19 protein-coding genes and 1 pseudogene are annotated in these 23,450 nt (G+C 37.7%); 11 read left to right on the top strand and 9 right to left on the bottom strand.

Annotated elements, in window-relative coordinates:
• Window positions 1-695: 695 nt before the first annotated feature.
• A complete protein-coding gene (locus D1092_RS09030; RefSeq protein WP_120121588.1) occupies window positions 696-1,838 on the bottom strand; it encodes a DNA recombination protein RmuC in 1,143 nt (380 codons plus the stop codon).
• A 91-nt stretch (window positions 1,839-1,929) separates the two neighbouring features.
• Here D1092_RS09030 and def point away from each other — a divergent pair, with 91 nt between their 5' ends.
• Genes def through truA form a run of 3 tightly spaced genes read left to right on the top strand, consistent with a single transcriptional unit; the run spans window position 1,930 to window position 4,134 of the window.
• The gene (def, locus tag D1092_RS09025) at window positions 1,930-2,460 is read left to right on the top strand and encodes a peptide deformylase (RefSeq protein WP_120122729.1); all 531 of its coding nucleotides are present in this window, start codon (window positions 1,930-1,932) and stop codon (window positions 2,458-2,460) included.
• Complete coding sequence (fmt, locus tag D1092_RS09020; RefSeq protein WP_120121587.1) at window positions 2,460-3,389, top strand: methionyl-tRNA formyltransferase; 930 nt, start codon at window positions 2,460-2,462, stop codon at window positions 3,387-3,389. Before def ends, fmt begins: the two co-directional genes overlap by 1 nt.
• Window position 3,390: 1 nt before the next feature.
• Window positions 3,391-4,134, top strand: a complete 744-nt coding sequence (gene truA / locus D1092_RS09015; RefSeq protein WP_120121586.1) for a tRNA pseudouridine(38-40) synthase TruA — start codon at window positions 3,391-3,393, stop codon at window positions 4,132-4,134.
• Between the two features lie 31 nt (window positions 4,135-4,165).
• Here truA and D1092_RS09010 read toward each other — a convergent pair whose 3' ends face one another.
• The gene (locus D1092_RS09010) at window positions 4,166-5,029 is read right to left on the bottom strand and encodes an LOG family protein (protein ID WP_120121585.1); all 864 of its coding nucleotides are present in this window, start codon (window positions 5,027-5,029) and stop codon (window positions 4,166-4,168) included.
• Between the two features lie 106 nt (window positions 5,030-5,135).
• Here D1092_RS09010 and dapD point away from each other — a divergent pair, with 106 nt between their 5' ends.
• The gene (gene dapD, locus D1092_RS09005) at window positions 5,136-5,984 is read left to right on the top strand and encodes a 2,3,4,5-tetrahydropyridine-2,6-dicarboxylate N-succinyltransferase (protein WP_120121584.1); all 849 of its coding nucleotides are present in this window, start codon (window positions 5,136-5,138) and stop codon (window positions 5,982-5,984) included.
• A gap of 588 nt (window positions 5,985-6,572) precedes the next feature.
• Here dapD and lepA read toward each other — a convergent pair.
• From lepA to dnaK, 6 genes and pseudogenes are all read right to left on the bottom strand, one after another.
• Window positions 6,573-8,378 (bottom strand): translation elongation factor 4, encoded by a 1,806-nt coding sequence (gene lepA, locus D1092_RS09000; RefSeq protein ID WP_120122728.1) that lies wholly within the window; start codon window positions 8,376-8,378, stop codon window positions 6,573-6,575.
• 789 nt (window positions 8,379-9,167) lie between these two features.
• On the bottom strand, window positions 9,168-10,082 hold the full coding sequence (locus D1092_RS08995) for a DMT family transporter (protein ID WP_120121583.1): 915 nt from the start codon (window positions 10,080-10,082) through the stop codon (window positions 9,168-9,170).
• A gap of 32 nt (window positions 10,083-10,114) precedes the next feature.
• Complete coding sequence (gene argB / locus D1092_RS08990; protein WP_120121582.1) at window positions 10,115-11,020, bottom strand: acetylglutamate kinase; 906 nt, start codon at window positions 11,018-11,020, stop codon at window positions 10,115-10,117.
• A 568-nt stretch (window positions 11,021-11,588) separates the two neighbouring features.
• Window positions 11,589-11,815: pseudogene (locus D1092_RS08985) on the bottom strand (Arm DNA-binding domain-containing protein); the annotation flags it as partial.
• Between the two features lie 826 nt (window positions 11,816-12,641).
• Window positions 12,642-13,784 carry a molecular chaperone DnaJ gene (gene dnaJ / locus D1092_RS08980; RefSeq protein WP_120122727.1) on the bottom strand — a complete coding sequence of 381 codons (1,143 nt, stop codon included), beginning with the start codon at window positions 13,782-13,784 and terminating at the stop codon, window positions 12,642-12,644.
• Between the two features lie 158 nt (window positions 13,785-13,942).
• Complete coding sequence (dnaK, locus tag D1092_RS08975; protein WP_120121581.1) at window positions 13,943-15,835, bottom strand: molecular chaperone DnaK; 1,893 nt, start codon at window positions 15,833-15,835, stop codon at window positions 13,943-13,945.
• A gap of 1,018 nt (window positions 15,836-16,853) precedes the next feature.
• Between dnaK and D1092_RS08970 the strand changes: the two genes are divergently transcribed.
• Complete coding sequence (locus D1092_RS08970) at window positions 16,854-17,405, top strand: copper chaperone PCu(A)C (RefSeq protein ID WP_120121580.1); 552 nt, start codon at window positions 16,854-16,856, stop codon at window positions 17,403-17,405.
• Window positions 17,406-17,526: 121 nt separating this feature from the next.
• On the opposite strand, the gene lysM is transcribed toward D1092_RS08970, so the two are convergent.
• Window positions 17,527-17,982 (bottom strand): peptidoglycan-binding protein LysM, encoded by a 456-nt coding sequence (lysM, locus tag D1092_RS08965; RefSeq protein ID WP_120121579.1) that lies wholly within the window; start codon window positions 17,980-17,982, stop codon window positions 17,527-17,529.
• Window positions 17,983-18,368: 386 nt separating this feature from the next.
• Between lysM and D1092_RS08960 the strand changes: the two genes are divergently transcribed.
• The 6 genes from D1092_RS08960 (at window position 18,369) to thpR (ending at window position 23,443) form a co-directional block, all read left to right on the top strand.
• Complete coding sequence (locus D1092_RS08960; protein WP_039759370.1) at window positions 18,369-19,091, top strand: response regulator transcription factor; 723 nt, start codon at window positions 18,369-18,371, stop codon at window positions 19,089-19,091.
• Window positions 19,092-19,130: 39 nt separating this feature from the next.
• Complete coding sequence (locus D1092_RS08955; protein WP_120121577.1) at window positions 19,131-20,915, top strand: sensor histidine kinase; 1,785 nt, start codon at window positions 19,131-19,133, stop codon at window positions 20,913-20,915.
• A 23-nt stretch (window positions 20,916-20,938) separates the two neighbouring features.
• Complete coding sequence (locus D1092_RS08950; RefSeq protein WP_120121576.1) at window positions 20,939-21,403, top strand: HPr kinase/phosphatase C-terminal domain-containing protein; 465 nt, start codon at window positions 20,939-20,941, stop codon at window positions 21,401-21,403.
• Between the two features lie 135 nt (window positions 21,404-21,538).
• Window positions 21,539-21,937, top strand: a complete 399-nt coding sequence (locus tag D1092_RS08945) for a PTS sugar transporter subunit IIA (protein WP_120121575.1) — start codon at window positions 21,539-21,541, stop codon at window positions 21,935-21,937.
• A gap of 17 nt (window positions 21,938-21,954) precedes the next feature.
• Window positions 21,955-22,251, top strand: a complete 297-nt coding sequence (locus D1092_RS08940) for an HPr family phosphocarrier protein (RefSeq protein ID WP_120121574.1) — start codon at window positions 21,955-21,957, stop codon at window positions 22,249-22,251.
• A 652-nt stretch (window positions 22,252-22,903) separates the two neighbouring features.
• A complete protein-coding gene (thpR, locus tag D1092_RS08935) occupies window positions 22,904-23,443 on the top strand; it encodes an RNA 2',3'-cyclic phosphodiesterase (protein WP_120121573.1) in 540 nt (179 codons plus the stop codon).
• The last annotated feature ends 7 nt before the right edge of the window (window positions 23,444-23,450 follow it).

Raw genomic sequence — 23,450 nt, 5'->3', positions numbered from 1 at the left:
ATTGTTTAAGTGTGGGATGTCGGCGACAAACAGTGTGGTACGGACGCCAAGTACTGAACTTGTCGCTGTGGAATGAAGGGTGTGGGGGGAATAAGTGGCCTGTATCTAACGCGTTATATTCTTTTGAAATAAATTCACGAATTTAAAAGTTTGAAGGACTTGATAGGTTCTATTTTTTAAACAAACAATAAAATAGATTAATCTTCGTGGAGAATGTTTATGGAAGTTGCAATTATCCAAACTTTGTTGTCTGATGCGTCAGAAGTCAGCCGCCTTCTGGTTAAAACTTAGCATGATACTTATGATGCGGTACTTGATGCAGAAGTTGTTACAGCTCAAACGGATAAATGGCATAATGTTGAAGCTATAAGTGATCAGATCAAAAAACATAGTGCTTTTTTCTGGATAGAAAGGTGGATGGACAAAGTTGCTAGCCATAGCGATCAATAAGATACAAGATAAGATTTATCTTAAAGTGAACAGCGAAAATACCAAAGACCTTTTCTTTTATAAAAAATTAGGTTTTAGAGTAACTGGTTAATTAGACGAAGACGAGAAAACACTTCTGGCTATGGAGAAAGAGATATAAAAACTTTTGCTTTTTAAAGGATAATATGTGTCTCTATTTGAATTTTTTTGCATTAAAAGTTCTAAGCGTGGAATAATAACTTGCGTTACACAGATTCCTAATTGCTTTAATGCTGCTTTGTTACTTCAGAGTGATTTTCTTTTAACTCGAAGGTTTCAATGCGATTTGCCCGTTTCATAATTTTGGATGATGATATTAAAATTCCTTCTATATCTTCACCTGCTTTGTGAAAGTGCTTCTGTAGTGCGCGAACACGCATATCCATTCGTCCAAAATCTTCCATTAATTTTGCTACTTCTGATTGAATTAAATGTGCTTGTTCACGCATCCGCGCATCTTTCATAATGGTTTGTACAACTTGGACAGAGAGCATCAATAAAGACGGTGAAACAATAATCACATGAGCTCTATTGGCTTTTTGTACCAATGGCTCAAAATCCTCATAAATTGTTGCAAAAATCGATTCCGATGGTACAAAAAGAAAAGCGGTGTCATGAGTTTCTCCAGGAATCAAATATTTTTGTTCAATATCACGAATATGAACTTCTATATCGGTACGAAATTGACGCTCTGCCTCTTGACGCTCTTGTGCTGATTCTGCTTTACGCAGTGCATTCCAAGCTTCCAAAGGAAATTTAGCATCCACAACAAGAGAAGGTGCTTTATTTGGCATGTGAATAAGACAATCTGGGCGCTTTCCATTGGAAAGAACAGCCTGAAAAACGTAAGCATTTGTTGGTAAGGCATCGGCAATAATGGCTTCCATCCGCCCCTGACCAAAAGTACCACGTGTCTGCTTATTGCTTAAAATAGACTGCAACTGAACAACTTGTCCCGTAAGCGATTGAATATTATTTTGTGCTGCATCAATCACTGCTAAACGCTCTTGCAAACGATTCAAATTTTCATAGGTGGATTTTGTCTGTACCTGAAGTGTTTTACCTATATTGGCTGTCATGCCATTGAGTTGCTCGCTGAGTGATTTATTCAATTCAGCTTGCCGTTGACCAAAAATTTCCGCCATCGTTTGCATTCGCCCTTGCATTTCAGCTTGTGTTTTGAGCAAAGTAGCCATCTGCTCTTGTGCTTCACGAGCATGCTTGGCAACTTCACTTTCCAAAAGTGCCTTTTTCCGATGAGAATAAATCAATATAAAAAGTGCTAAGCAAACGAGTATCAATAAAAGAAAAACACTCAATTTCGTAAAAGACTCATCAGCAAATATAAAAGAAAAAAACGAATCAAACATGAGAAATAATATAACGTCCTCATCGCAAAAAAGCGCAAGAATTTATTATTCAATATTGACCCATACACAAGCATTGATTAATCTGCACTCCATGTCAATAAGATCTTTAGTTACTTTACCAGATCCGATTTTACGGGAAGTGTCCAAGCCCATCGAGCATGTTGATGCAACCCTTCAAAAGCTTGCGGATAATATGCTGGAAACTATGTATCATGCCCACGGCATTGGTCTTGCTGCTATTCAGATTGGCATACCACTGCGCATGCTGGTTATGGATGTCTCTCCAAATGATGCACCTAAAAATCCATTTGTCATTATCAATCCAGAAATTCTATGGCTTTCAGAAGAGCGTAATATTCACAAAGAAGGTTGTCTTTCTATTCCTGACTATTTTGCAGAAGTTGAACGCCCTAAACGTCTGCGTGTTCGCTATCAGAACCGTGAAGGAAAACAAACAGAAATTGAAGCAGATGATTTGTTGGCAACTTGCTTGCAGCATGAAATGGATCATTTAGATGGGCGTCTTTTTATTGATTATATCTCAAAAATCAAACGCGATATGGTGATACGAAAATTTAAAAAACGCGCAAAAGAAAAAAATACTCAGGAAGCAATTTTGTAATGGCATTACGGTTGAGTTTTATGGGGACCCCCAGTTTTTCTGTTCCCATTTTACATGCTTTGTTGGAATCTGGTCATGATGTTGTCGCCGTTTATAGTCAACCTCCTCGCCCGGCAGGACGTCGTGGTCTTAAACTCATTCCCTCACCTGTGCAAAATGCAGCAGAAGAAAAGTCTATTCCTGTATTCACCCCCAAAACACTCAAAACAGCTGAACAGCAAGCCCAACTTGCAGCACTTTGTATTGATGTTGCTGTTGTGGTTGCCTATGGACTCCTCTTACCAAAAGCTATTCTTGAAACACCACGTTTTGGATGTTTTAATGCCCATGCTTCGCTTTTACCACGCTGGCGTGGTGCTGCACCTATTCAGCGTGCCATTATGGCTGGTGATAAGGAAACGGGGATGATGATTATGAAAATGGATGAAGGGCTTGATACAGGGCCTATTGCCCTCTCACGCTCTATTCCCATCACGGATACTACCACCACGGATGAACTTTCAAATAAGCTTTCATATATCGGCGCAGAGCTTATGATAGAAGCTCTATCAACTTTAGAAAAAGGACAACTCAAACTGACCCCCCAATCAGAAGAAGGCATCACCTATGCTGCCAAAATCAGAAAGGAAGAAACCCGCATTGATTGGACAAAGTCTGCTGAATTTATTCATCGATATATTCGCGCACTCTCTCCCTTTCCTGGTTGCTGGTGTAACATGAGTATCATGGGACAAGAAGAACGCGTAAAAATTCTTGGAAGTCGTTTAATAACAGGCCCTTCTCTTGAAATTGGTCGAATAGAACCAGATTCTTTGATTATCCATTGTGGACAAGGGCGCCTTGAAATAACCCACCTGCAAAGATCTGGTGGTAAAGTCCTTGAAAGCGTAACATTTTTGCGAGGCGCTCATATTTCTGCTGTTTATTGATATGCCACGTTTTAAACTTACTCTTGAATATGATGGATCAAATTATGCTGGCTGGCAACGTCAAGCAGAGCTTCACACGATACAAGAAGCTCTTGAGCAGGTTATTTTTCGCTTTAGTGGACAACAATTAACTATTACAACAGCGGGTCGAACGGATGCTGGAGTGCATGCTACGGGACAAGTTGCCCATGTTGATTTCATAAAAAACTGGCCTCCATATACTGTACAGAATGCGCTCAATGCTCTTTTACGCCAACAGGGAGAAGCGATTTCAATTTTAAATGTAGAAAATGTCTCTGATGACTTTGATGCACGATTTTCTGCTATCAAACGTCATTATCTTTTTAAAATCCTCAATCGTCGCTCTCCACCAGCCTTAAACGCCAAACGTGTGTGGTGGTTGCCAAAGCCTCTTGATGCTGAAGCTATGCATGAAGCTGCTCAAAAGCTTGTAGGACAACATGATTTTACAACTTTCCGTTCAACACATTGCCAAGCCAAAAGCCCTATTCGGACCCTTGAATGCCTCGATGTTCAAAGAGAAGGAGAAGAAATCTTCCTTTATGCGCGAGCCCGCTCTTTTCTTCATCATCAAATCCGTTCATTCGCAGGAAGCCTCATGGAAGTTGGTATTGGCCGCTGGAGAGCACAAGATCTTGAAGAAGCTCTCCATGCTAAAGATCGTAAACGTTGTGGTGTTGTTGCCCCCCCTTCAGGACTTTATTTAACCAAAGTAGAATATTAATTATTCTGCAAAGTTTCCTCTTAAAGAACAATTAAGGTAGTTTGTAAAAACAACGGATTTCTTCAAAGGCTTCTGCTGCGGTATTGACAAATTTTATTAAATCAATATCAGAGGGAGAAATTGTACCTTGTTCTGATAAATAATCAAAATTGATGGCATTGCTCCAAAATTCTTGACCAAACAGTAAAATTGGAACCTGTTTCATCCGTCCCGTCTGTATCAAAGTTAACGTCTCAAACAACTCATCCAGAGTCCCAAATCCTCCAGGAAAAATAGCTAATGCCTTCGCCCGCATGAGAAAATGCATTTTTCGCATCCCCAAATAGTGAAAATTGAAACACAAATGCGGAGATACATATGAATTAGGCTCTTGTTCATGTGGTAAAATAATATTCAAGCCAACCGTTGGGGCTCCAACATCACAAGCGCCACGATTTCCTGCTTCCATGATCCCTGGCCCACCCCCTGTGACAACCACAAACTCACGATATTGTGTGGTAGCGGAATAGCGTGAGCATAAACATGCAAATTCCCTTGCCTCATCGTAATAATGTGACATAGCATGCAAGTTTTTCTTTTGCGTTTCATTTTTTGCTGCCCAAGCTTCTTGCCCGTGTTCAGGAATACGCGCACCACCAAACAAAACAACTGTTGATTGGATATCATATTCTTTAAGTGTTATTTCTGGCTTTAAAAATTCAAGACCAATACGTTGTGAGCGTAGCTCTGGACGCATCATAAAATCTTGATCGATATAGGCTAAACGATAAGTAGGTGAACACATTTGTGTTGAATTAGAAACTTCATGGATCTTTTGGAGAGCTTCTCTCGTGTGAAGAAGTGGTGTCCAATTTTCTTGTTCTTCTTTACTTTTTTCTTTACAGTTTTTTTTCATGCACATGTCTTACTTTCTCATCGTTTTATTGACTGAAAACATTTCTTCGCGTAGGTCATAGAGAATAAATCTTGAAGCTTTCAACTTGTTTAACGGAACTCTCGTCATGACCCCTCTCACACAATTTGAAATCATTATCGAAAAAGCATTTGATAATCGCGATTCTATCAATACTACCACAAAAGGCGAAATCCGTGAGAGTGTCGAACACATATTAAGCCTTCTTGATAAAGGTGAAATCCGTGTGGCAGAACGGCAAAAAAATGGACAATGGCATGTTCATCAATGGTTGAAAAAAGCTGTTTTGCTCTCTTTTCGGCTAAACCCAATGAAAATTATTGCTGGTGGAATCAACGGAACACATTGGTGGGATAAAGTTCCTTCAAAATTTTCTGGTTGGAAAGAAAATGATTTTCAAAAAGCGGGGTTTCGTTCCGTTCCTGGAGCGATTGTACGTCATTCTGCCTATATTGCACCAAACGTCATACTCATGCCATCCTTTATCAATCTTGGTGCTTTTGTCGATGAAGGAACAATGGTTGATACCTGGACAACCGTTGGTTCTTGTGCACAAATCGGCAAACATGTTCACCTTTCTGGTGGTGTTGGTATTGGAGGCGTTTTGGAACCTCTGCAAGCAAATCCAACCATTATTGAAGATCATTGTTTTATTGGTGCTCGCTCTGAAGTTGTTGAAGGTTGTATTATTCGTGAAGGTGCTGTTTTAGGGATGGGAGTCTTTATTGGGAAGTCTACAAAGATTATTGACCGTACAACAGGTGAAATTTTTATCGGTGAAGTACCAGCATATTCAGTTGTTGTACCAGGGTCTCTCCCTGGAAAACCACTCCCTAATGGTGAAGCGGGACCAAACCTTTACTGTGCTGTTATTGTAAAACGCGTTGATCAAAAAACACGAGAAAAAACATCGATTAATGAGCTTTTACGTGATTAGACATAATATTGATTGATAATGTCATTTATTGTTTTCAACTTGAATAACACCATAAAATAAGGATTCTTCTTATTTCAAATCCTTTTATATTGAATTAATTGCTCTCATTTCCTTGCGCATCACAAAAGTAAAGAGTGTTTGGGTAAGGCATACCTTAATAAAAGAGTAAAAATATCTTTAATGAACGCTCTCAAAAACCAAGAACTATCATAACATTTTGAACCCGCAAAAAGTATGATGGTAGCACCATGCGTCTTTATGATATGTAAAGATGGTCATGCTAAATGGGTTTTATGTTATTTACGGAAGCTTTAACCATTATCCTTTTGACGAACACCATTGTGAAATGGGCTCGGGTGCATTGAGAGATATTTCTTTTTTAAAAAAAAGGGGGGACAATACGCAACATAAATGTATTTTTGTTTAAAGCATTCCATTTTACGTGAGCAACGTGACGCAATGAAAAAGCACACTATCCCCAAAAGCGTGAGGACTGCCCAATTTCCATTTAAGAATCACTCTTTAAAAACCTAAACCAATCGACAAAAACAAAAGCGCAGTTTAATGAGGAAAATACACCCTTTTTCATTATTTATTCATTTTGAGCGCTTGAATAAAAGCTGACTGAGGAATTTCTACCTTTCCAAATTGGCGCATCCGTTTTTTGCCTTCTTTTTGCTTTTCCAACAATTTGCGCTTACGCGTCACATCGCCCCCGTAACATTTTGCTGTTACATCTTTACGCAAAGCACGAATTGTTTCGCGCGCTATGACTTTACCACCAATAGCCGCTTGAATTGGAATCTGAAACATATGCTGGGGAATAAGATCTTTCAGCTTTTCGCACATGGAACGCCCACGCTTTTCCGCAATCGTACGGTGCACAAGCATTGACAATGCATCAATAGACTCTCCATTTACCAAAATAGACATTTTAACTAAATCCCCCTCTGCATAATCCCTCATCTGATAATCAAAAGAAGCATATCCCTTTGAGATCGATTTTAGGCGGTCATAAAAATCAAAAACAACTTCATTGAGTGGTAAATCATACGTCACCATAGCACGCGTTCCAACATAGGATAAACCAACCTGTATTCCACGCCGCTCCTGGCAAAGCTCTAAAATTGACCCAAGATAATTATCAGGAGTCATGATTGTCGCTCGAATCCACGGTTCTTCGATAGAAGAAATTTTAACCACATCAGGCATATCTGCTGGATTGTGCAACTCTTTAACTGAACCATCATTCATATTCATACGATAAACAACTGAAGGTGCTGTCGCGATTAAATCCAAATTAAATTCACGCTCTAATCGCTCTTGAATAATTTCAAGATGAAGAAGTCCCAAAAAGCCACACCTAAAACCAAACCCCAAAGCTGCAGATGTTTCCATTTCAAAAGAAAAACTCGCATCATTTAAGCGTAATTTGCCCATGGCTGCACGCAAATCATCAAAATCGGCTGCATCAATTGGAAAAAGTCCACAAAAGACAACCGGTTGTGCAGGCTTAAAACCAGGTAAAGCATTTTCACAAGGACGACGCTCTTCCGTAATCGTATCGCCAACCCGTGTATCAGCAACTTCTTTGATAGAAGCAGTGATAAAACCAATCTCACCTGGTCCTAATTCATCAACCTGTACCATTTTAGGTGTAAACACCCCAACGCGCTCAACGGGATATTTTGCGCCCGTACCCATCATACGAATGGTTTGGCCTTTTTTTAGCACACCATCAATGACTCGTACCAAAACGATGACACCAAGATATGCATCATACCAGCTATCAACCAACATTGCCTTCAAGGGATTTGCAACATCGCCTGTACGTGGAGGTGGTAACTGTGTAACAATTGCCTCCAAAACATCAGGGACACCTAAACCTGTTTTTGCTGATATTTCCACGGCCCCAGAGGTATCAATGCCTATCACATCTTCAATTTGTTCTTTAACACGTTCAGGTTCTGCTGCCGGAAGGTCAACTTTATTGAGTACAACAACCAATTCATGGGAATTATCAATAGCTTGATAAACATTTGCCAACGTTTGTGCCTCAACACCTTGGCTCGCATCTACCACCAACAGAGAACCTTCACAAGCTGCCAATGAACGCGAAACTTCATAAGCAAAATCCACATGACCTGGTGTATCCATAAGATTTAAAATATAGGTCTCACCATTCTTTGCTTTATAATGTAAACGTACTGTTTGTGCTTTAATAGTAATTCCACGTTCACGCTCAATATCCATGGAATCAAGCACTTGTTCCTTCATCTCACGTGTGTCAAGCCCTCCTGTCATTTGAATCAAACGATCCGCTAAAGTGGACTTGCCGTGGTCAATATGCGCCACGATGGAAAAATTACGAATATAATTACGATCTATTGTCATATAAGGCGATTTAGCAAAGAATAATACAAAACGCAAAGACCAATTATGTCCTATCGAGAACCTTTCAAAAGAATATTAACCAAAAAAGCTTCTCAAAACACAACCTCTCATAATCTGAAAAAATAAGACTTTTATTTAATAAATTAAATACCAATGAGATTAAAATGACCTTTTCACATCTTGTCTTATGACTCCATATGATGATAAGCCGCTACCATCACACACTTTTCCAACCCCCAATGTTGCAATAGTCCTTTAGACTTGAAAGAATTTAGAGGAGACATGCCTTTGTTATGTAATTTTACCACATGGCCCATCCGCTTATGGCGTGCAAACAAGAGATTTGTATTGATTTAACATGAAAAATTTTTACGGTATTGAGGATTCTAATTCAATGTGAAGAATGCTATATTCTCCTTATAAATCTATATGTTGTATAAATGCAGAGTGGACGTGTATATCACTTAAATTTTCGATAAAGCTTGCGAGAAATGCTTTTCATTTGTACACAATAATTTGCTTTTTTAGCAATCTTATTTAATAAATGTATGTCCAAAAGGATAGTTTTTTTAACGTTTAAGACTGTAAAAATAAGTTCTATTGCATAGAGTTTTTATGTACTTTTTATACAACTCCTTTCTTCCTCCATTAAAGATAAAAACATCAATCCTCTTCAAATAATTATATAATACATTGATTTATAATTATTATTTATTGTTTTGTAATTTAAATGAAAACTCTGTAAGTAAAAAACGCATGCAATAAAATTATCATAGGAAAAGTGCATCGCTAATCAGTCTTTTCAATTGCTTTATTTTTTTTACGCCATTGTGAAGGTTGTAATTCAGCAACAATGATCCCAATCAGAATAAACAAACCACCCAATAAAGCTAAAGGAGATAAATGCTCTCCAGCCAAACGCCCAACAATACCAGCCCATACTGGTTCACCTGCATAAATGAGTGTTGCACGTGTAGGGGAAATGGACTTTTGTGCCCAATTCATGGCCAATTGGATAATCGCACTCATTAATGCCAATCCCATACCAATACTAAACCATACCCACGAAAATTCAGGAATGCTTTCCCCCATCAAAGGCATACAAGAAAACGAAAAAAAACCACTAAAGAATAACTGAATAATGGTCACACGTCGACTATCAACCTTGTTGGCAAAAATTCCGATGAGTATGACTTCTCCAGCAATTGCTAAAGCCCCCAACAAAGTCAAAATTTCGCCTTTTGAAAAATCAAAACTTCCCGGCTTTTGTCCTGAAACAAGTACAAGACCAATAAAAGCAAAAACAATACCAATCCAACAAGCAAAACGGGGAGGTTTTTTAAAAACAATCCATTGCAAGATTGGAACCATCGGAACATAAAGCGCTGTGATAAAAGCCGACTGACTACTAATAATCGTTTGAAGTCCAGCTGCTTGAAAAGCATAACCCAAAAACATGGATAAACCAATTGCCATCCCAGCAAAAACTTCATAAACAGTTATACCTTTTATAGAGCGCCAAAAAATTGCTCCACATATAAGGGATGCAACAATAAAACGAAATCCAACAAAAAACAGAGGACCGCTATAGCGTACCGCAATGTGAATAACTAAAAATGTAATCCCCCATAATATTGTTGCAGCAAATATTGCCAATTCTGGTTTGCTTAATAAAGGGTATTTAAACTGTTTGATATTCGTCATGAAAAGCCTTCTCCTCCAATTTTCCGCACAATTTATGAAACAATAAGCGTCCCAACTCCCTGTTCGGTAAACAGTTCTAGTAAAACAGAATGAGGGGTTTTTCCATTTAAAATGACAACCCCTTCCACACCATTTTGAAGGGCTTTTATACAAGTTTCTACTTTGGGAATCATGCCTCCTGAAATTGTTCCATTTTTGATAAGTTTCTCAGCTTCAGAAACTGTCAATTCTTTTAAAAGTTTACCCTGTTTATCCAAAACACCAGGAACATCAGTAAGAAATAAAAGACGTTTAGCCTCTAATGCACCCGCAATAGCTCCAGCAAAAATATCAGCATTAATATTATAGGTTTTACCATCCCGACCTGGAGCCACAGGAGCAAGAACTGGTATCATTTCAGAACAAGCTAATAGATCTAGTAATGTACGATCAACTTCAATAGGCTCACCAACAAATCCCAAATCTAGAACACGTTCAATATTCGAATCAGGATCAATGACAGTTCTATAAGCCTTTTCGGCAAAAACCATATTGCCATCCTTGCCGCACAGACCTATTGCCCATTCACCCTCAGCATTGATAAGAGCAACTATTTCCTTATTGATGGAACCCGCTAAAACCATTTCAACCACTTCAATGATCCGCTCATCGGTTACCCGTAAGCCGTTTTCAAATCGTGATTCAATCCCCATTTTCATCAAAATTTCAGCAATTTGAGGTCCTCCACCATGAACAACAACAGGATTAATCCCCGATTGCTTTAATAGAGCAATATCACGCGCAAATGCTCGCCCTAAAGCAGGATCACCCATAGCATGACCGCCATATTTTACCACGACTGTTTCATTTTCGTATTTTTGCATATAAGGTAAAGCAGACGATAAAAATGCTGCTTGTTTTTCTAAAACATCGACAGCACTGTTTTTAGCATCATCCATTAATAGAGCCTCCTCATCACTTTTTACTATCTCTTAGTGAAATTTAGGAAAAGTGAAAACAATAAAACAAAGCTTTACTCTATCCATCCCCCTGAAAATCGTTAATTTTCCTTCAAATTACGAAAAAATAATAACCAGATGAAACAAGAAAATAACTTCCTAAATGAACGTAATAGCGAAAAATTAAACAAAATAAGCGCAAAAAATGTCACTATTTTATGATCTTATGTATAAAATCGAAGAGCAAAACTTTTAAGCTACGCTGTACAATCAACTCATTCGGTTACCCTTATGGATACTTAACAATGAATGAGAATATATACAACCTTTGATTTTACAAGAATGCACGTTATGGAGAATTATAATAAACTGATTTATAATAATAATTTGTCTTTTTATAGCGTAAAAAAAAAATAAAAGATCTGAATATAGGAATGTTTTGTCATTTTAATACTTAAATTTCAAATCAATCAAAACCATAGGCTTTCACATTAAAAATGAAATTAGTATATGAACACCATATAAAACTTACAATACAATTGAATTTATAATCATAAGCTAGCGTTATCCGAAGAATAGAACGCCACCCCGTTGCCAATTCACGGACTTGTTTTAAAGAAACATCTCTTAAAGCACCCAAGCCCATTTTGCGGCGGTGCCCGTGAAGGGTATAACGATAAATCCATTGGGCACCGCCATCTTTACGCTTGTGAAGTAACAAGCCGGCACCATCATTATATTTACCAGCCCCAATGTTGCGACAGACCTTGCATTAAGACGGTTCATAAGAGCCATTCTTAGTCCTTTCTTATACAAATTTTATCCACACATTCATCCCGCTTTTGACGTGCAAGGGAATGATTTTGATTGATTCAAGATAAACAGCTTTGAAATGAGAGAATCTTTACGTTATTCGGTACTCTCATTCAACATAGAAAACAGTTAATTATTATTATAAATCAAAGTATTATCCGAATAAAAGTCCCCATATTTTAGAGCAGGCTGTGGCTAAAACTATGAAAATAGTACCTTATACAATCGATCATGAAAGGTTATATTATTGGGAATAAGAGATAGAGTGCCCAACAGCTTTTTTAGCCTTACTTGATAAGATTTTGCCATTTTAAAAGTTTCTGTTGGAGTTTTTAAAAAGAGATTTTGTCTGTAAAAAAAATCTGGATTCTTACTGGGTTGGTTCCACCTGATGATTGTTTATATGATTTATTCACATAAGACTCTATGAACAAGCCTCATAACCTCGCACTTCTCTAAAAATGTTTCATGTGTACAAGAGGCTTACATGACTTGTATTACCGCCTTAAATGACGATCTTTTGTGGTACAAAAGATAAATGGCCGTTACACTGGAAATATTATCAATCATTCAGTGCATCCTTCTATGGATAAGCCCTTTTTAAAATATTATAAATATTCAAAAGTAAGACTTATCCATAAAATGTAAAAAATTCTACACAGCAGGAACTTACACTCAATCAATCATCTCTCTTTTTTTCTTTTCAAACAAAAAGAATGCTTTTCAAAGATGATAAAACAATCAAAAGTTTAATGAAAATAACCTTCCAAAAATGTTTTCTCATTTACTTTGAAAACATTTACCTATTTTAACCAGAAATATTTTCAAAAAATTCTTTCATCCGTGAAAAAAAACCATGTGATTGTGGTGAATTCTCATGATTTGAGAGCTTTTCAAATTTTTTCAATAGTTCACGTTGCTCGTGCGTGAGCTTCTGTGGTGTCTCAATCGTGATATGAATGTACAGATCACCTCTTAGCTGCTGACGGCGCAACATGGGCATACCTTTGCCTTTAAGGCGGAATTGACGTCCATTTTGCGTTCCTTCCGGGATCTTAACACGTGCTTTAACACCATCAAGATCAGAAACTTCAAACTCTCCTCCTAAAGCCGCTGTTACCATCGAAATAGGAACGCGACAGTGAAGATCTGCTCCTTCTCGCTGAAAAAATTCATGCGGTTTAACGGAAAGGAAAATATAAAGATCACCATTAGGACCACCACGAACACCAGCATCACCCTCACCAGAAAGACGAATACGCGTCCCATCTTCAATACCAGCTGGAACATTCACGCTTAACGAACGTTTTTTCTCTATACGCCGTGTACCCTGACATTTAGGGCATGGATCTGTAATCGTTTCACCACGTCCGTGACATGTATGACATGTTCTCTCAATAGAAAAAAAACCTTGTGCAGCACGCACACGACCAGACCCATGACATGTCCCACAAACTTGTGGACTAGAGCCCTTTCTCGCTCCTGAACCTTCACAAACATCGCACGTGACAGAACTAGGAATATTAATTTCTGCAGTTTTTCCTGAAAAGGCCTCTTCTAAGGTCACTTCCATATTATAACTTAAGTCTGCACCACGTTCGCGACCGTCACCACGCTTACGGTGTGCACCTCCCATAATCTCACCAAAAAAATCTTCAAAAATATCAGCAAATCCACCACCGGCAGCAAAACCGCTAAAGGGATTGCCTCCTCCTTGACCACCGCTATTTTCAAAGGCCGCATGACCAAAGCGATCATAAGCAGCACGCTTTTGGGGATCTTTAAGAACTTCATAGGCTTCGCCAATTTCTTTGAATTTTCGCTCTGCCTCTTTATCCCCGGCGTTGCGATCAGGATGATATTGCATTGCCAACTTACGAAAAGCAGATTTCAATTTTTTATCATCACATTCACGAGTCACGCCAAGAATTTCATAATAGTCAACCTTCATCATGTATTCCTGATAGTTTTTCTATTATCCATCTTTATGGATAATATCTCTTTTAATTTATATTTTTAGCAACAAAGTTGCAACTTATCTCAAATAATAAAGCCCAGCCTTATATTCCAAAGGCCGGGTTTATAAATTAATCAACACATTTGCTTATGTTATTTCTTCTTATCATTAACTTCTTCAAAATCAGCATCAACAACATCATCATTCTTTGTCTCTGTTTCAGTGTCAGCGCTTGCTGCTTGTGACGCTTCATACATAGCCTGTCCAAGCTTCATACTGACTTCTGCTAATTTTTGCATCTTTGTTGTTACTTCTTCTGTATCACTGCTTTCAAGCGCAGATTTCAAATCAGATATTGCTGTTTCAATCTGCCCCTTCTCTTCAGCTGATATTTTATCGCCATATTCATTGAGTGACTTTTCCGTCGAATGAATAAGAGCTTCCGCTTGGTTTCTGGCTTCAACACCTTCACGGCGTTTTTTATCCTCAGCTGCGTGTTCTTCTGCATCCTGTACCATTTTTTCAATATCAGCATCACTTAAGCCACCTGATGCCTGAATACGAATTTGATGCTCTTTACCCGTTCCTTTATCTTTGGCTGAAACATTAACAATACCATTCGCATCAATATCAAAAGTAACTTCGATTTGCGGTATACCACGTGGTGCTGGGGGAATACCAACAAGATCAAATTGAGCCAATAACTTATTATCACTCGCCATTTCCCGTTCACCTTGGAAAACACGAATCGTTACAGCACTCTGGTTATCATCAGCTGTTGAAAAAACTTGCGATTTTTTCGTCGGGATAGTGGTATTGCGCTCAATAAGACGTGTGAAAACGCCTCCCAATGTTTCAATCCCCAAGGATAAAGGGGTGACATCTAGAAGCAACACATCTTTGACATCGCCTTGTAAGACGCCCCCTTGGATGGCCGCACCCATTGCAACCACTTCATCGGGATTAACACCTTTGTGTGGATCTTTGCCAAAAAAGTTCTGCACAACTTGCTGAATCTTAGGCATACGTGTCATACCACCCACTAAAACAACTTCGTCAATCTCACCAGCCTTTAATCCAGCATCTTTCAATGCAGCTTTACAAGGCTCAATGGTACGCTGCACTAAATCATCAACGAGTGATTCAAATTTTGCCCGAGTCAATTTCATTGTTAAGTGCTTGGGACCTGATTGATCAGCCGTGATAAATGGTAAATTGATTTCTGTTTGCTGTGATGAAGAAAGCTCAATCTTTGCTTTTTCTGCCGCTTCTTTTAGGCGCTGTAAAGCAAGTTTATCATTCTTTAAATCAATACCTTGCTCTTTTTTGAATTCATCGGCAAAATAACCGACCAAGCGCATATCAAAGTCTTCACCTCCTAAGAATGTATCTCCATTCGTTGATTTAACTTCAAAAACGCCATCTCCAATTTCAAGGACTGAAATATCAAATGTACCGCCACCAAGGTCGTAAACAGCAATTGTTTTTCCGTCCTTTTTGTCCAAACCATAAGCTAAAGCAGCAGCTGTTGGTTCATTAATAATCCGTAAGACTTCAAGTCCAGCAATTTTACCTGCATCTTTAGTCGCTTGACGTTGCGCATCATTAAAATAAGCAGGAACAGTAATAACTGCTTGTTCAACTTTTTCACCAAGATAAGATTCAGCTGTTTCTTTCATCTTTTGCAAAATCATTGCTGAAATTTGCGACGGAGAATATTTCTTTCCCGCTTCTTCAACCCATGCATCGCCATTGTCACCTTTAACGATTTTATAAGGCACAAGTGCTTTATCTTTTTCAACCATAGGGTCATCAAAACGCCGCCCTATCAAACGTTTCACTGCAAAAACTGTCCCTTCAGGATTTGTTACTGCCTGACGTTTAGCAGGCTGTCCAACAAGCCGCTCTCCCCCATCCGTAAAGGCAACAACGGAAGGTGTTGTTCGCGCTCCTTCTGAGTTTTCGATAACTTTTGCGTTTTTGCCATCCATAACAGCCACACAAGAGTTCGTCGTCCCCAAATCAATACCAATTACTTTTGCCATATTATAATCTCCATTCAGCAAGCTACCTCAGCCTTCATAAAGCATCTTTTTAAGATAGCTCCTCATAACACTCAAAGCCCGTATCCTGCTTTAAGCAACATAAAATAATAATAAATCGCAAGTCGCCAACAAGCCTCGCTGCCTCGTATATAAGAACAGGATTTTATTGCTACAAGAGAATAATGAGAGAAACATCTCCAAAATAAAAAAAATCTTTTAAAGTAGGCGCTCTAATAATCCATAAATACCATATTTATGAAAGGGTTAAGATCATAATATATTTTTCTTTCAATCCTCAACAAACAAATCTATCCATAAAAATAATAAAAAGTCATTTGCACACACCTCTTTGATCTCTCATCATGAATGAAGAAATACCGAACATAAAAGCTTTTAAAAATATCACTTAAAGCAAAATAACTTACAGCATAAATATTATAAACCTTCTTTAGACTAAAACAGCTCTCATATCTTATAAACCTATTTTTTGAGCATCATTTATAGTATTAAATGGTGTTTTTTTCCAAATGTTCATATTGATAATGATATTGTCCATTGATCTCCTCTCAACAATTTTTCTTCTAATTGTCTCATCATTCATTATATTTGAAAGCTGTGCTTTAAATTCATCAAAAAAGCTTTTTCTTAACTATATCCTTCTAAAATTCGAAAAATAATGCCTCTGTATAAACGCTTTAAAGTATCGAGAGCTATTGTAACACTAAGAGTTGATCAAATATATGATCTTTTTGTATTGTATCTTTATTCAGTAAAATAGTGGTGGACTGTAAATTTTTATCATTTACAAATACTTTTGTGAGATGAGCACATAAATGTTGAAAAATGTTTTGTCTTTATAAAGATGACTCTCTTTATTTAAGATGCAAGAATTTTATGGTTCCTCTTCTCATAATTTAAAGCAATTTTATTTTAGCAATTCTTTGCTTTTATTTTAAATAAAAAATCTGCTAAAATAAAAAATATTCACAGTGTGAATCTTATGAAGGAGGGTAAATCAATGGTGATATCTATTATCAAGAAAATAACGCAACTCATCTTTAAGAATACAATATATGCACCTCTATATAAAAAGGTTATCGCAAATATCGTATGTGCTCTTTTTGTTGCGAGTATAACCTTACCAGCAAACGCTCAGCAATATAAACTTGGTGACATAGAAATTCTTAATCCTTGGGCACGCGAAACACCTAAAGGTGCAAAAGTTAGTAGCGGTTATTTTTATATTATTAATCACAGTAATACCCCAGATCGTTTAGTTTCTATTTCCACAGACGGCGTAAAAACAACAGAAATACACACTATGACCGTTGTTAATGATATTATGAAAATGGAAAAAATGCATAATGGCATTGAGATCCCAGGAAATGGCGAAGTCACGCTTAAGCCCGGTGGTAATCATATTATGTTTATGGGATTTTCAAAACCTTTCAAGCTAGGTGATAAAGTTAGCGCAAAATTGACATTTGAGAATGCAGGAACCATTGATGTTGATTTCTCTATAAACGCTATGAAAACAACCCCTCCTTCCAAATCCACTCCTGCTCACTAAGCCCTTTTTATTATAATTATTATAAACACACATTTTATAAAATGAAGAAGCGTGAAATTTTTACACTTCTTCATTTTGTTTAATGTCATAACATAAGCAAAAAACTATTCTCTTTTATGCGTTAAATAGGGTCAATTTCAGGGATACGCAAAACTTGTCCAGGATAAATTTTATCAGGAGATTTTAGCATTGGTTTATTAGCTTCAAAAATAAATATATTTTTATCACCTTGCCCTTTTCCATAAACCTCTTCAGCAATTTTCCAAAGATTATCACCAGACTTAACCTCATAAAAACGAGAAGTTTTTTTAAACGTTGTATCTATAACCTTTAATTGTTCAACATCCACAGAAGAGATACCTTGTGAATTGCCAACAACCAGAAGTGCTTTTTCAAGTGTTTCCCTATCTGGAACCTCACCGCTTAAAATAGCTTTACCGTCTTCAATTTGAATATTAACTTTTTCTGTATCGAGTTGAAAATGATCAAATGCGGACTTAAAGTCTTTTTCTCTTGGTTCATGGTCCCCCATACCTAGCTTCTCCCCTACGGTTTTAATAAAATTAAAAAATCCCATTATGACCTCCTTTCGTATAGCAGAAACAAATTTTTGTGCATATATTGCCACATTCCTGTCTTTGCTCTTAAAACACATAGGCGGATTTTCTAAACTTCAACAAACAAAACTAAACCTGTTCAATTTTGGGACAAAGATAAGAATAAACTTTGCAATAAATTTTAATAAAAAAAGCCTTTATGCAAATTTTCTCTCAAACGAAGGGATCTTAATAGACGTAGAAGCATTATAAATTATGAAAGCAAAACAAGATTTTACAGGAATGACAACAGGTTTTTTACTTTGCTACAGTTTGTATCATATTTGTTTTGCAAAAAAAATGTGAACTCCCATATAAATAAGTGTGGGTAATTTGCTACCACAGCAATAGAAAGGTCTAAGAAACCATGAAAGATACACCAACAATCACGCAAACGATTGTACTTGTTGATGATGATCGCAATATTTTGACATCTCTATCTTTTGCGCTTGAGACAGAAGGATATCGGGTTGAAAGCTATACAGATGGAGCATCTGCACTCAAAGGTCTCACACTTCACCCCCCACATTTAGCTATTTTTGATATTAAAATGCCCCGAATGGATGGGATGGAGCTCTTGCGTCGTTTACGTCAAAAATCTGATCTTCCAGTTATTTTTCTAACGTCCAAAGATGATGAAATTGATGAATTATTTGGTCTTAAAATGGGAGCAGATGATTTTATTACAAAACCTTTCTCCCAACGTCTTCTCATTGAGCGCGTAAAAGCTATTTTGCGCCGTTCCAACGCTCGTAACCAACCTCTTTCCACAGGAACTGCTTCCACTTCTTCCCTCAAACGTGGAGATCTTGTGATGGATCAAGAGCGTCACACCTGTACATGGAAAGATAAACCTGTTATTTTAACTGTTACGGAGTTTTTGATTCTGCAAACCCTCGCACAAAGACCAGGCGTTGTAAAAAGTCGTGATGCTTTAATGGATGCTGCCTATAGTGATCAGGTCTACGTAGATGATCGCACCATTGATAGCCACATTAAACGTCTGCGTAAAAAATTTAAACAAGTGGATGATGATTTTGCAATGATTGAAACACTTTATGGTGTAGGTTATCGTTTTCACGAGGTATAAAACTGCTTTGTCGCAAAAATTTGAATGGCAATCAAATCGATGACAGACAATTCTCAACTGGAAACTCTAAAAAAAATAGCGCCTAACGGTATATCCTCAGCGCCATTTCTTATGTTTACTCATTTACACCTTCGAATACAACGTCTCTTTAGACAATTGCTTTTTTCCAGTCTTACACGCCGCATTGTTATATTAAATATTGCTGCCCTTGCCGTTCTGGTTACAGGCATTTTATACCTTAACCAATTTCGCGATGGTTTAATTGAAGCAAAAATTAAAAGCTTATGTACCCAAGGAAAAATTATTGCTGGAGCCATTGCAGCTTCTGCAACAGTAGATACAAACTCTATCCTCATTGACCCCCAAAAACTCTTAGAGTTACAGACTGGTGAAAGCGTTACACCCACCCCTCAATCAATAGACTCTTGGGATTTCCCCATTAATCCTGAGCAAGTTGCCCCTCTTCTACGACGTCTCATCACACCTAAAACAACAAGAGCACGTATCTATGATCGTGATGCTACTTTACTTCTTGATTCGCGGGTTCTTTATTCTAGTGGAGACGTTTTTAGATATGATTTACCCCCACTTAAAACAGAACAAAATATATGGGATCGCCTTACTTCATGGTATTCAAACACATTTTATGGCAAAGGTATTGCTTTTGATAGAGAGCAAACAAAAAACCTCGGTATTGCTTATCCAGAAGTATACCGAGCATTAAACGGATCTCTTGCTACCGCAAAAAGACGCAACAGACAAGGTCAACTTATCGTTTCTGTTGCCGTTCCTGTTCAACGCTATCGTGCAGTGGTTGGCGCCCTTCTTCTTTCAACAACTGGCTCCGATATTGATAACATTGTAAAGGCCGAAAGACTGGTTATATTTAAAGTCTTTGTCGTTGTAGGTAGTGTACTCTTGGTTCTTTCGCTTTTTTTAGCCCATACAATTGCCCATCCATTAAGCAAATTATCTGCCTCTGCTAACCGAGTGCGGAATGGCAATAATCAGCGTGTAGAAATTCCTGATTTTTCAATGCGTGAAGATGAAATTGGTCATCTCTCAACCTCTATTCGTGACATGACCAATGCTCTTTATATGCGGATTGAAGCCATTGAACGCTTTGCGGCTGATGTAAGCCACGAATTAAAAAATCCCCTCACTTCTCTCCGTAGTGCTGTTGAAACCCTCCCTCTAGCTAAAAATGAAGAAGCACAAGAAAAGTTGCTTGAAATTATTCAACATGATGTGCGTCGTCTTGATCGGTTGATTACAGATATTTCTGATGCCTCTAGGCTCGATGCAGAGCTTGCACGAGAAACCGCAGAGATTGTTGATATGACACCACTTTTGGAAAGTCTTGTTCACGCCGTCCAGGAAGTATACCGCAATGCACAAACCATCGATGTAAGCCTGAATATTATCCCACGTCCTTATGGAAAACCTTATCTTGTGTTAGGACATGAGCTCCGTTTAGGGCAAGTGATTTCCAATCTTCTTGAAAATGCGCGTTCCTTTATTCCCCGTAATCGGGGAAAAATTTGCATTACTATGAAAAGTCATGCTTCAACTCTCATTTTAACCATTGAAGACAATGGCCCCGGTATTCGTTCAGAGAATATTGAACGCATTTTTGAACGTTTCTATACTGATCGACCCAATGAAGATGCTTTTGGACAAAATTCTGGACTTGGCCTTTCTATTAGTCGGCAAATCATCGAGGCTCATAATGGAACAATTACAGCCGAAAATATTATTGATCCCGCACTTGGAAAATGTAAGATTGGTGCACGTTTTATTATTATGCTTCCCCTCATTAAGTAAATCTTTTACCACAAATAAAGGACATGAAAATAAAGTGTGAAATACTCCACGCAAATTGCCTTCAACTGGGAAGAAAGGGACTGTTGATTATAGGTCCATCGGGATCAGGAAAATCAACCATCACCCTTGCTTTGCTCGACCGTGCTGAGTGGTCAAAACGTGAAGCAAAACTTATCAGTGATGATTATACAATGCTGCGTGTAAAAAATGGAAAACTTTACGGATACACGCCTGACGACTTACAGGGTGGTATCGAGATTCGTGGTGCTGGTCTCTACATGATAGAATTTCAAAAGCAAACAACTATCGATTGTATTATTTTTCTTGGTCCTGAATACGAACGTTTTTCCACAAATAAAACTTTTCAATTTGAAGATTTGCACATTCCTTTTTTAAAACTTCCCTCTCTTCACGAGGCCGATTGTACAGCCATTTGTCAAGCTATTGAAGCATTTTTGTTCAGAAAAATATGGCATAAACCCGTCTAATTTTTTCCAAAGATAAAAAAAATCACACTTTTTGCCTTTTTTTTGCAAATTTTTCTTGGCAGCAAGACAAAGCCTTGTAAAATATCCTTCCCACCAATATGGTTGGATCTTATTAGTTAACAGGAGTTTGCGTAAATGATTGGACTCGTGCTTGTAACGCACGGTGAGCTGGCTGTTGAATTTTTACATGCCGTGGAACATGTTGTTGGGACACAAGAAAAGTTCGCAACAATATGTATTTATCCCGATGACGATATAGATCAGCGCCGAGGTGATATTATAGCCGCAGTAACCGATACAAATACAGATAATGGCGTCATCATATTAACAGATGTGTTCGGTGGGACGCCATCAAATATAGCTATTCCTGCTATTGAAAAAGGACGCGTTGAAATGATCGCGGGGGTTAATTTGCCCATGCTTATTAAATTGATTTCTATTCGCAAATGTCCTGATATCTCATTATCAGACGCGTTAAGAATAGCACAAGAAGCAGGGCGTAAGTATATTAATGTACCAAGTATGATTTTATAGCGGATGATAAAATACTAATGCTTTCCAAAGACCCTCTCCCCTCTAAACTTAGTCGTCATTTTAATATCTGTAATAAACGTGGGTTGCATGCAAGGGCTTCTGCAAAATTTGTACAAACTGTTGACAATTTTAATGCCACTGTTGAAGTTGAAAAAGATGGAAAAATCGTTGGTGGAACATCAATTATGGGACTCATGATGCTAGCGGCTTCATCCGGTTGCAACCTTACTATTCGTGTTTGGGGGCCAGAAGCAACAGATGCCCTTAATGCTCTTGAAAAGCTCATCAATAACAACTTTGGAGAGGAAAACTAGCCCTTTCTCACAATAAACAAGAATGATGATCCTTAGAGAATAAAATTTTTCTATCATTATCTTGAATTGTGATTTCTTCTCTCATTTTTATGCCGAGATTCATATCCACTGTAGATTGGCACAATTATTATAAATGTGGCAGTTTATTCTAATTGTATTAGGCAGATTTTTTTGTTTTCTGTCCTAACATTATTGGGCCCATTTAAATAGCTATTGTGTATTATGGTTGTTATCCAACTTAATCATATGGTTTACATCTTTACAGAAAAGAGAATTTTGGCTTGGACTGAATATGTTTGCTTTTAAGTAAAAGAAAATATCAATATAATGTCAGAAATCAGAAATTGATCAACTTTCTTTATTTTTTGCTAGCTTTGTAACCTTTATAATACACAAGAAATCCCCGGCTTCAGATTATTGTGATCTACTATTATGAAAACGCAATTTTTATTTTGATCGACATCATAACCATTTTCTTACAACAAATAACCTTTCTACATTTATAATTATGGTAAGCATTTTTTAGACATTATTTTTCTATATTATCGCCTTATCTTTCGTGGCATTTTTCGCTTTTAATTTATCTGTTATTGCACTTTTTATCTTTTATTGCACTTGGGATAGCATCTTTTCATTATAAGGAGATAACATTATGGATCGTTTATTTAGTGCCCTTCAGATTCCTCAACAAACAACACAACAACTTGTATCGTTGCAAAATGGCTTACCAAATGCACAGTGGATTAATCCGCAGAACTTTCACATCACTTTGTCTTTTTTCGGTGAAGTTGAAAGTGATACAGAAGATGCCCTTAGGCATGCCTTTGACATAATAAAGCTCCCTCCTTTTATGCTACAAATGAAGGATTTTGACGTTTTTGGTTCAGAAAACGCTCCACATTCTCTTGTTGTCCGCATTGAACCTTGTGAAGCTCTCAATCTTTTACACGAAAAGATGCAATGTATTCGTAGCCACTTGAGACTGGAGCCGGATAAAAAAGAATTTACACCGCATATTACTATTGCCCGATTGCTCGATATTAAGCCTGAAGACCTTCCTCCTTATCTGTCCTCTCGGAGTGATTTTTCATTTCCTCCCTTTGATGTTAATCATTTTGTTTTATTTTCATCGCCATCTCCCTCAAGCGATGCTCCATATATTGTAAAAGGAAGTTGGCCACTTCAAAGATAAAAGGGTG

The organism is Bartonella krasnovii (genome assembly GCF_003606345.3).
GTDB lineage: Bacteria > Pseudomonadota > Alphaproteobacteria > Rhizobiales > Rhizobiaceae > Bartonella > Bartonella krasnovii.
Note: the sequence above shows the minus strand (reverse complement) of the source record. Positions and strands in the feature narration are given on the sequence as shown.

What these genes read in the sequence shown, in the direction of transcription:
- D1092_RS09030 (WP_120121588.1), bottom strand. Translation starts at nt 1,838, where the DNA reads ATGTTTGATTCGTTTTTTTCTTTTATATTTGCTGATGAGTCTTTTACG.
- def (WP_120122729.1), top strand. Translation starts at nt 1,930, where the DNA reads ATGTCAATAAGATCTTTAGTTACTTTACCAGATCCGATTTTACGGGAA.
- fmt (WP_120121587.1), top strand. Translation starts at nt 2,460, where the DNA reads ATGGCATTACGGTTGAGTTTTATGGGGACCCCCAGTTTTTCTGTTCCC.
- truA (WP_120121586.1), top strand. Translation starts at nt 3,391, where the DNA reads ATGCCACGTTTTAAACTTACTCTTGAATATGATGGATCAAATTATGCT.
- D1092_RS09010 (WP_120121585.1), bottom strand. Translation starts at nt 5,029, where the DNA reads ATGAAAAAAAACTGTAAAGAAAAAAGTAAAGAAGAACAAGAAAATTGG.
- dapD (WP_120121584.1), top strand. Translation starts at nt 5,136, where the DNA reads ATGACCCCTCTCACACAATTTGAAATCATTATCGAAAAAGCATTTGAT.
- lepA (WP_120122728.1), bottom strand. Translation starts at nt 8,378, where the DNA reads ATGACAATAGATCGTAATTATATTCGTAATTTTTCCATCGTGGCGCAT.
- D1092_RS08995 (WP_120121583.1), bottom strand. Translation starts at nt 10,082, where the DNA reads ATGACGAATATCAAACAGTTTAAATACCCTTTATTAAGCAAACCAGAA.
- argB (WP_120121582.1), bottom strand. Translation starts at nt 11,020, where the DNA reads ATGGATGATGCTAAAAACAGTGCTGTCGATGTTTTAGAAAAACAAGCA.
- dnaJ (WP_120122727.1), bottom strand. Translation starts at nt 13,784, where the DNA reads ATGAAGGTTGACTATTATGAAATTCTTGGCGTGACTCGTGAATGTGAT.
- dnaK (WP_120121581.1), bottom strand. Translation starts at nt 15,835, where the DNA reads ATGGCAAAAGTAATTGGTATTGATTTGGGGACGACGAACTCTTGTGTG.
- D1092_RS08970 (WP_120121580.1), top strand. Translation starts at nt 16,854, where the DNA reads ATGGTGATATCTATTATCAAGAAAATAACGCAACTCATCTTTAAGAAT.
- lysM (WP_120121579.1), bottom strand. Translation starts at nt 17,982, where the DNA reads ATGGGATTTTTTAATTTTATTAAAACCGTAGGGGAGAAGCTAGGTATG.
- D1092_RS08960 (WP_039759370.1), top strand. Translation starts at nt 18,369, where the DNA reads ATGAAAGATACACCAACAATCACGCAAACGATTGTACTTGTTGATGAT.
- D1092_RS08955 (WP_120121577.1), top strand. Translation starts at nt 19,131, where the DNA reads ATGACAGACAATTCTCAACTGGAAACTCTAAAAAAAATAGCGCCTAAC.
- D1092_RS08950 (WP_120121576.1), top strand. Translation starts at nt 20,939, where the DNA reads ATGAAAATAAAGTGTGAAATACTCCACGCAAATTGCCTTCAACTGGGA.
- D1092_RS08945 (WP_120121575.1), top strand. Translation starts at nt 21,539, where the DNA reads ATGATTGGACTCGTGCTTGTAACGCACGGTGAGCTGGCTGTTGAATTT.
- D1092_RS08940 (WP_120121574.1), top strand. Translation starts at nt 21,955, where the DNA reads ATGCTTTCCAAAGACCCTCTCCCCTCTAAACTTAGTCGTCATTTTAAT.
- thpR (WP_120121573.1), top strand. Translation starts at nt 22,904, where the DNA reads ATGGATCGTTTATTTAGTGCCCTTCAGATTCCTCAACAAACAACACAA.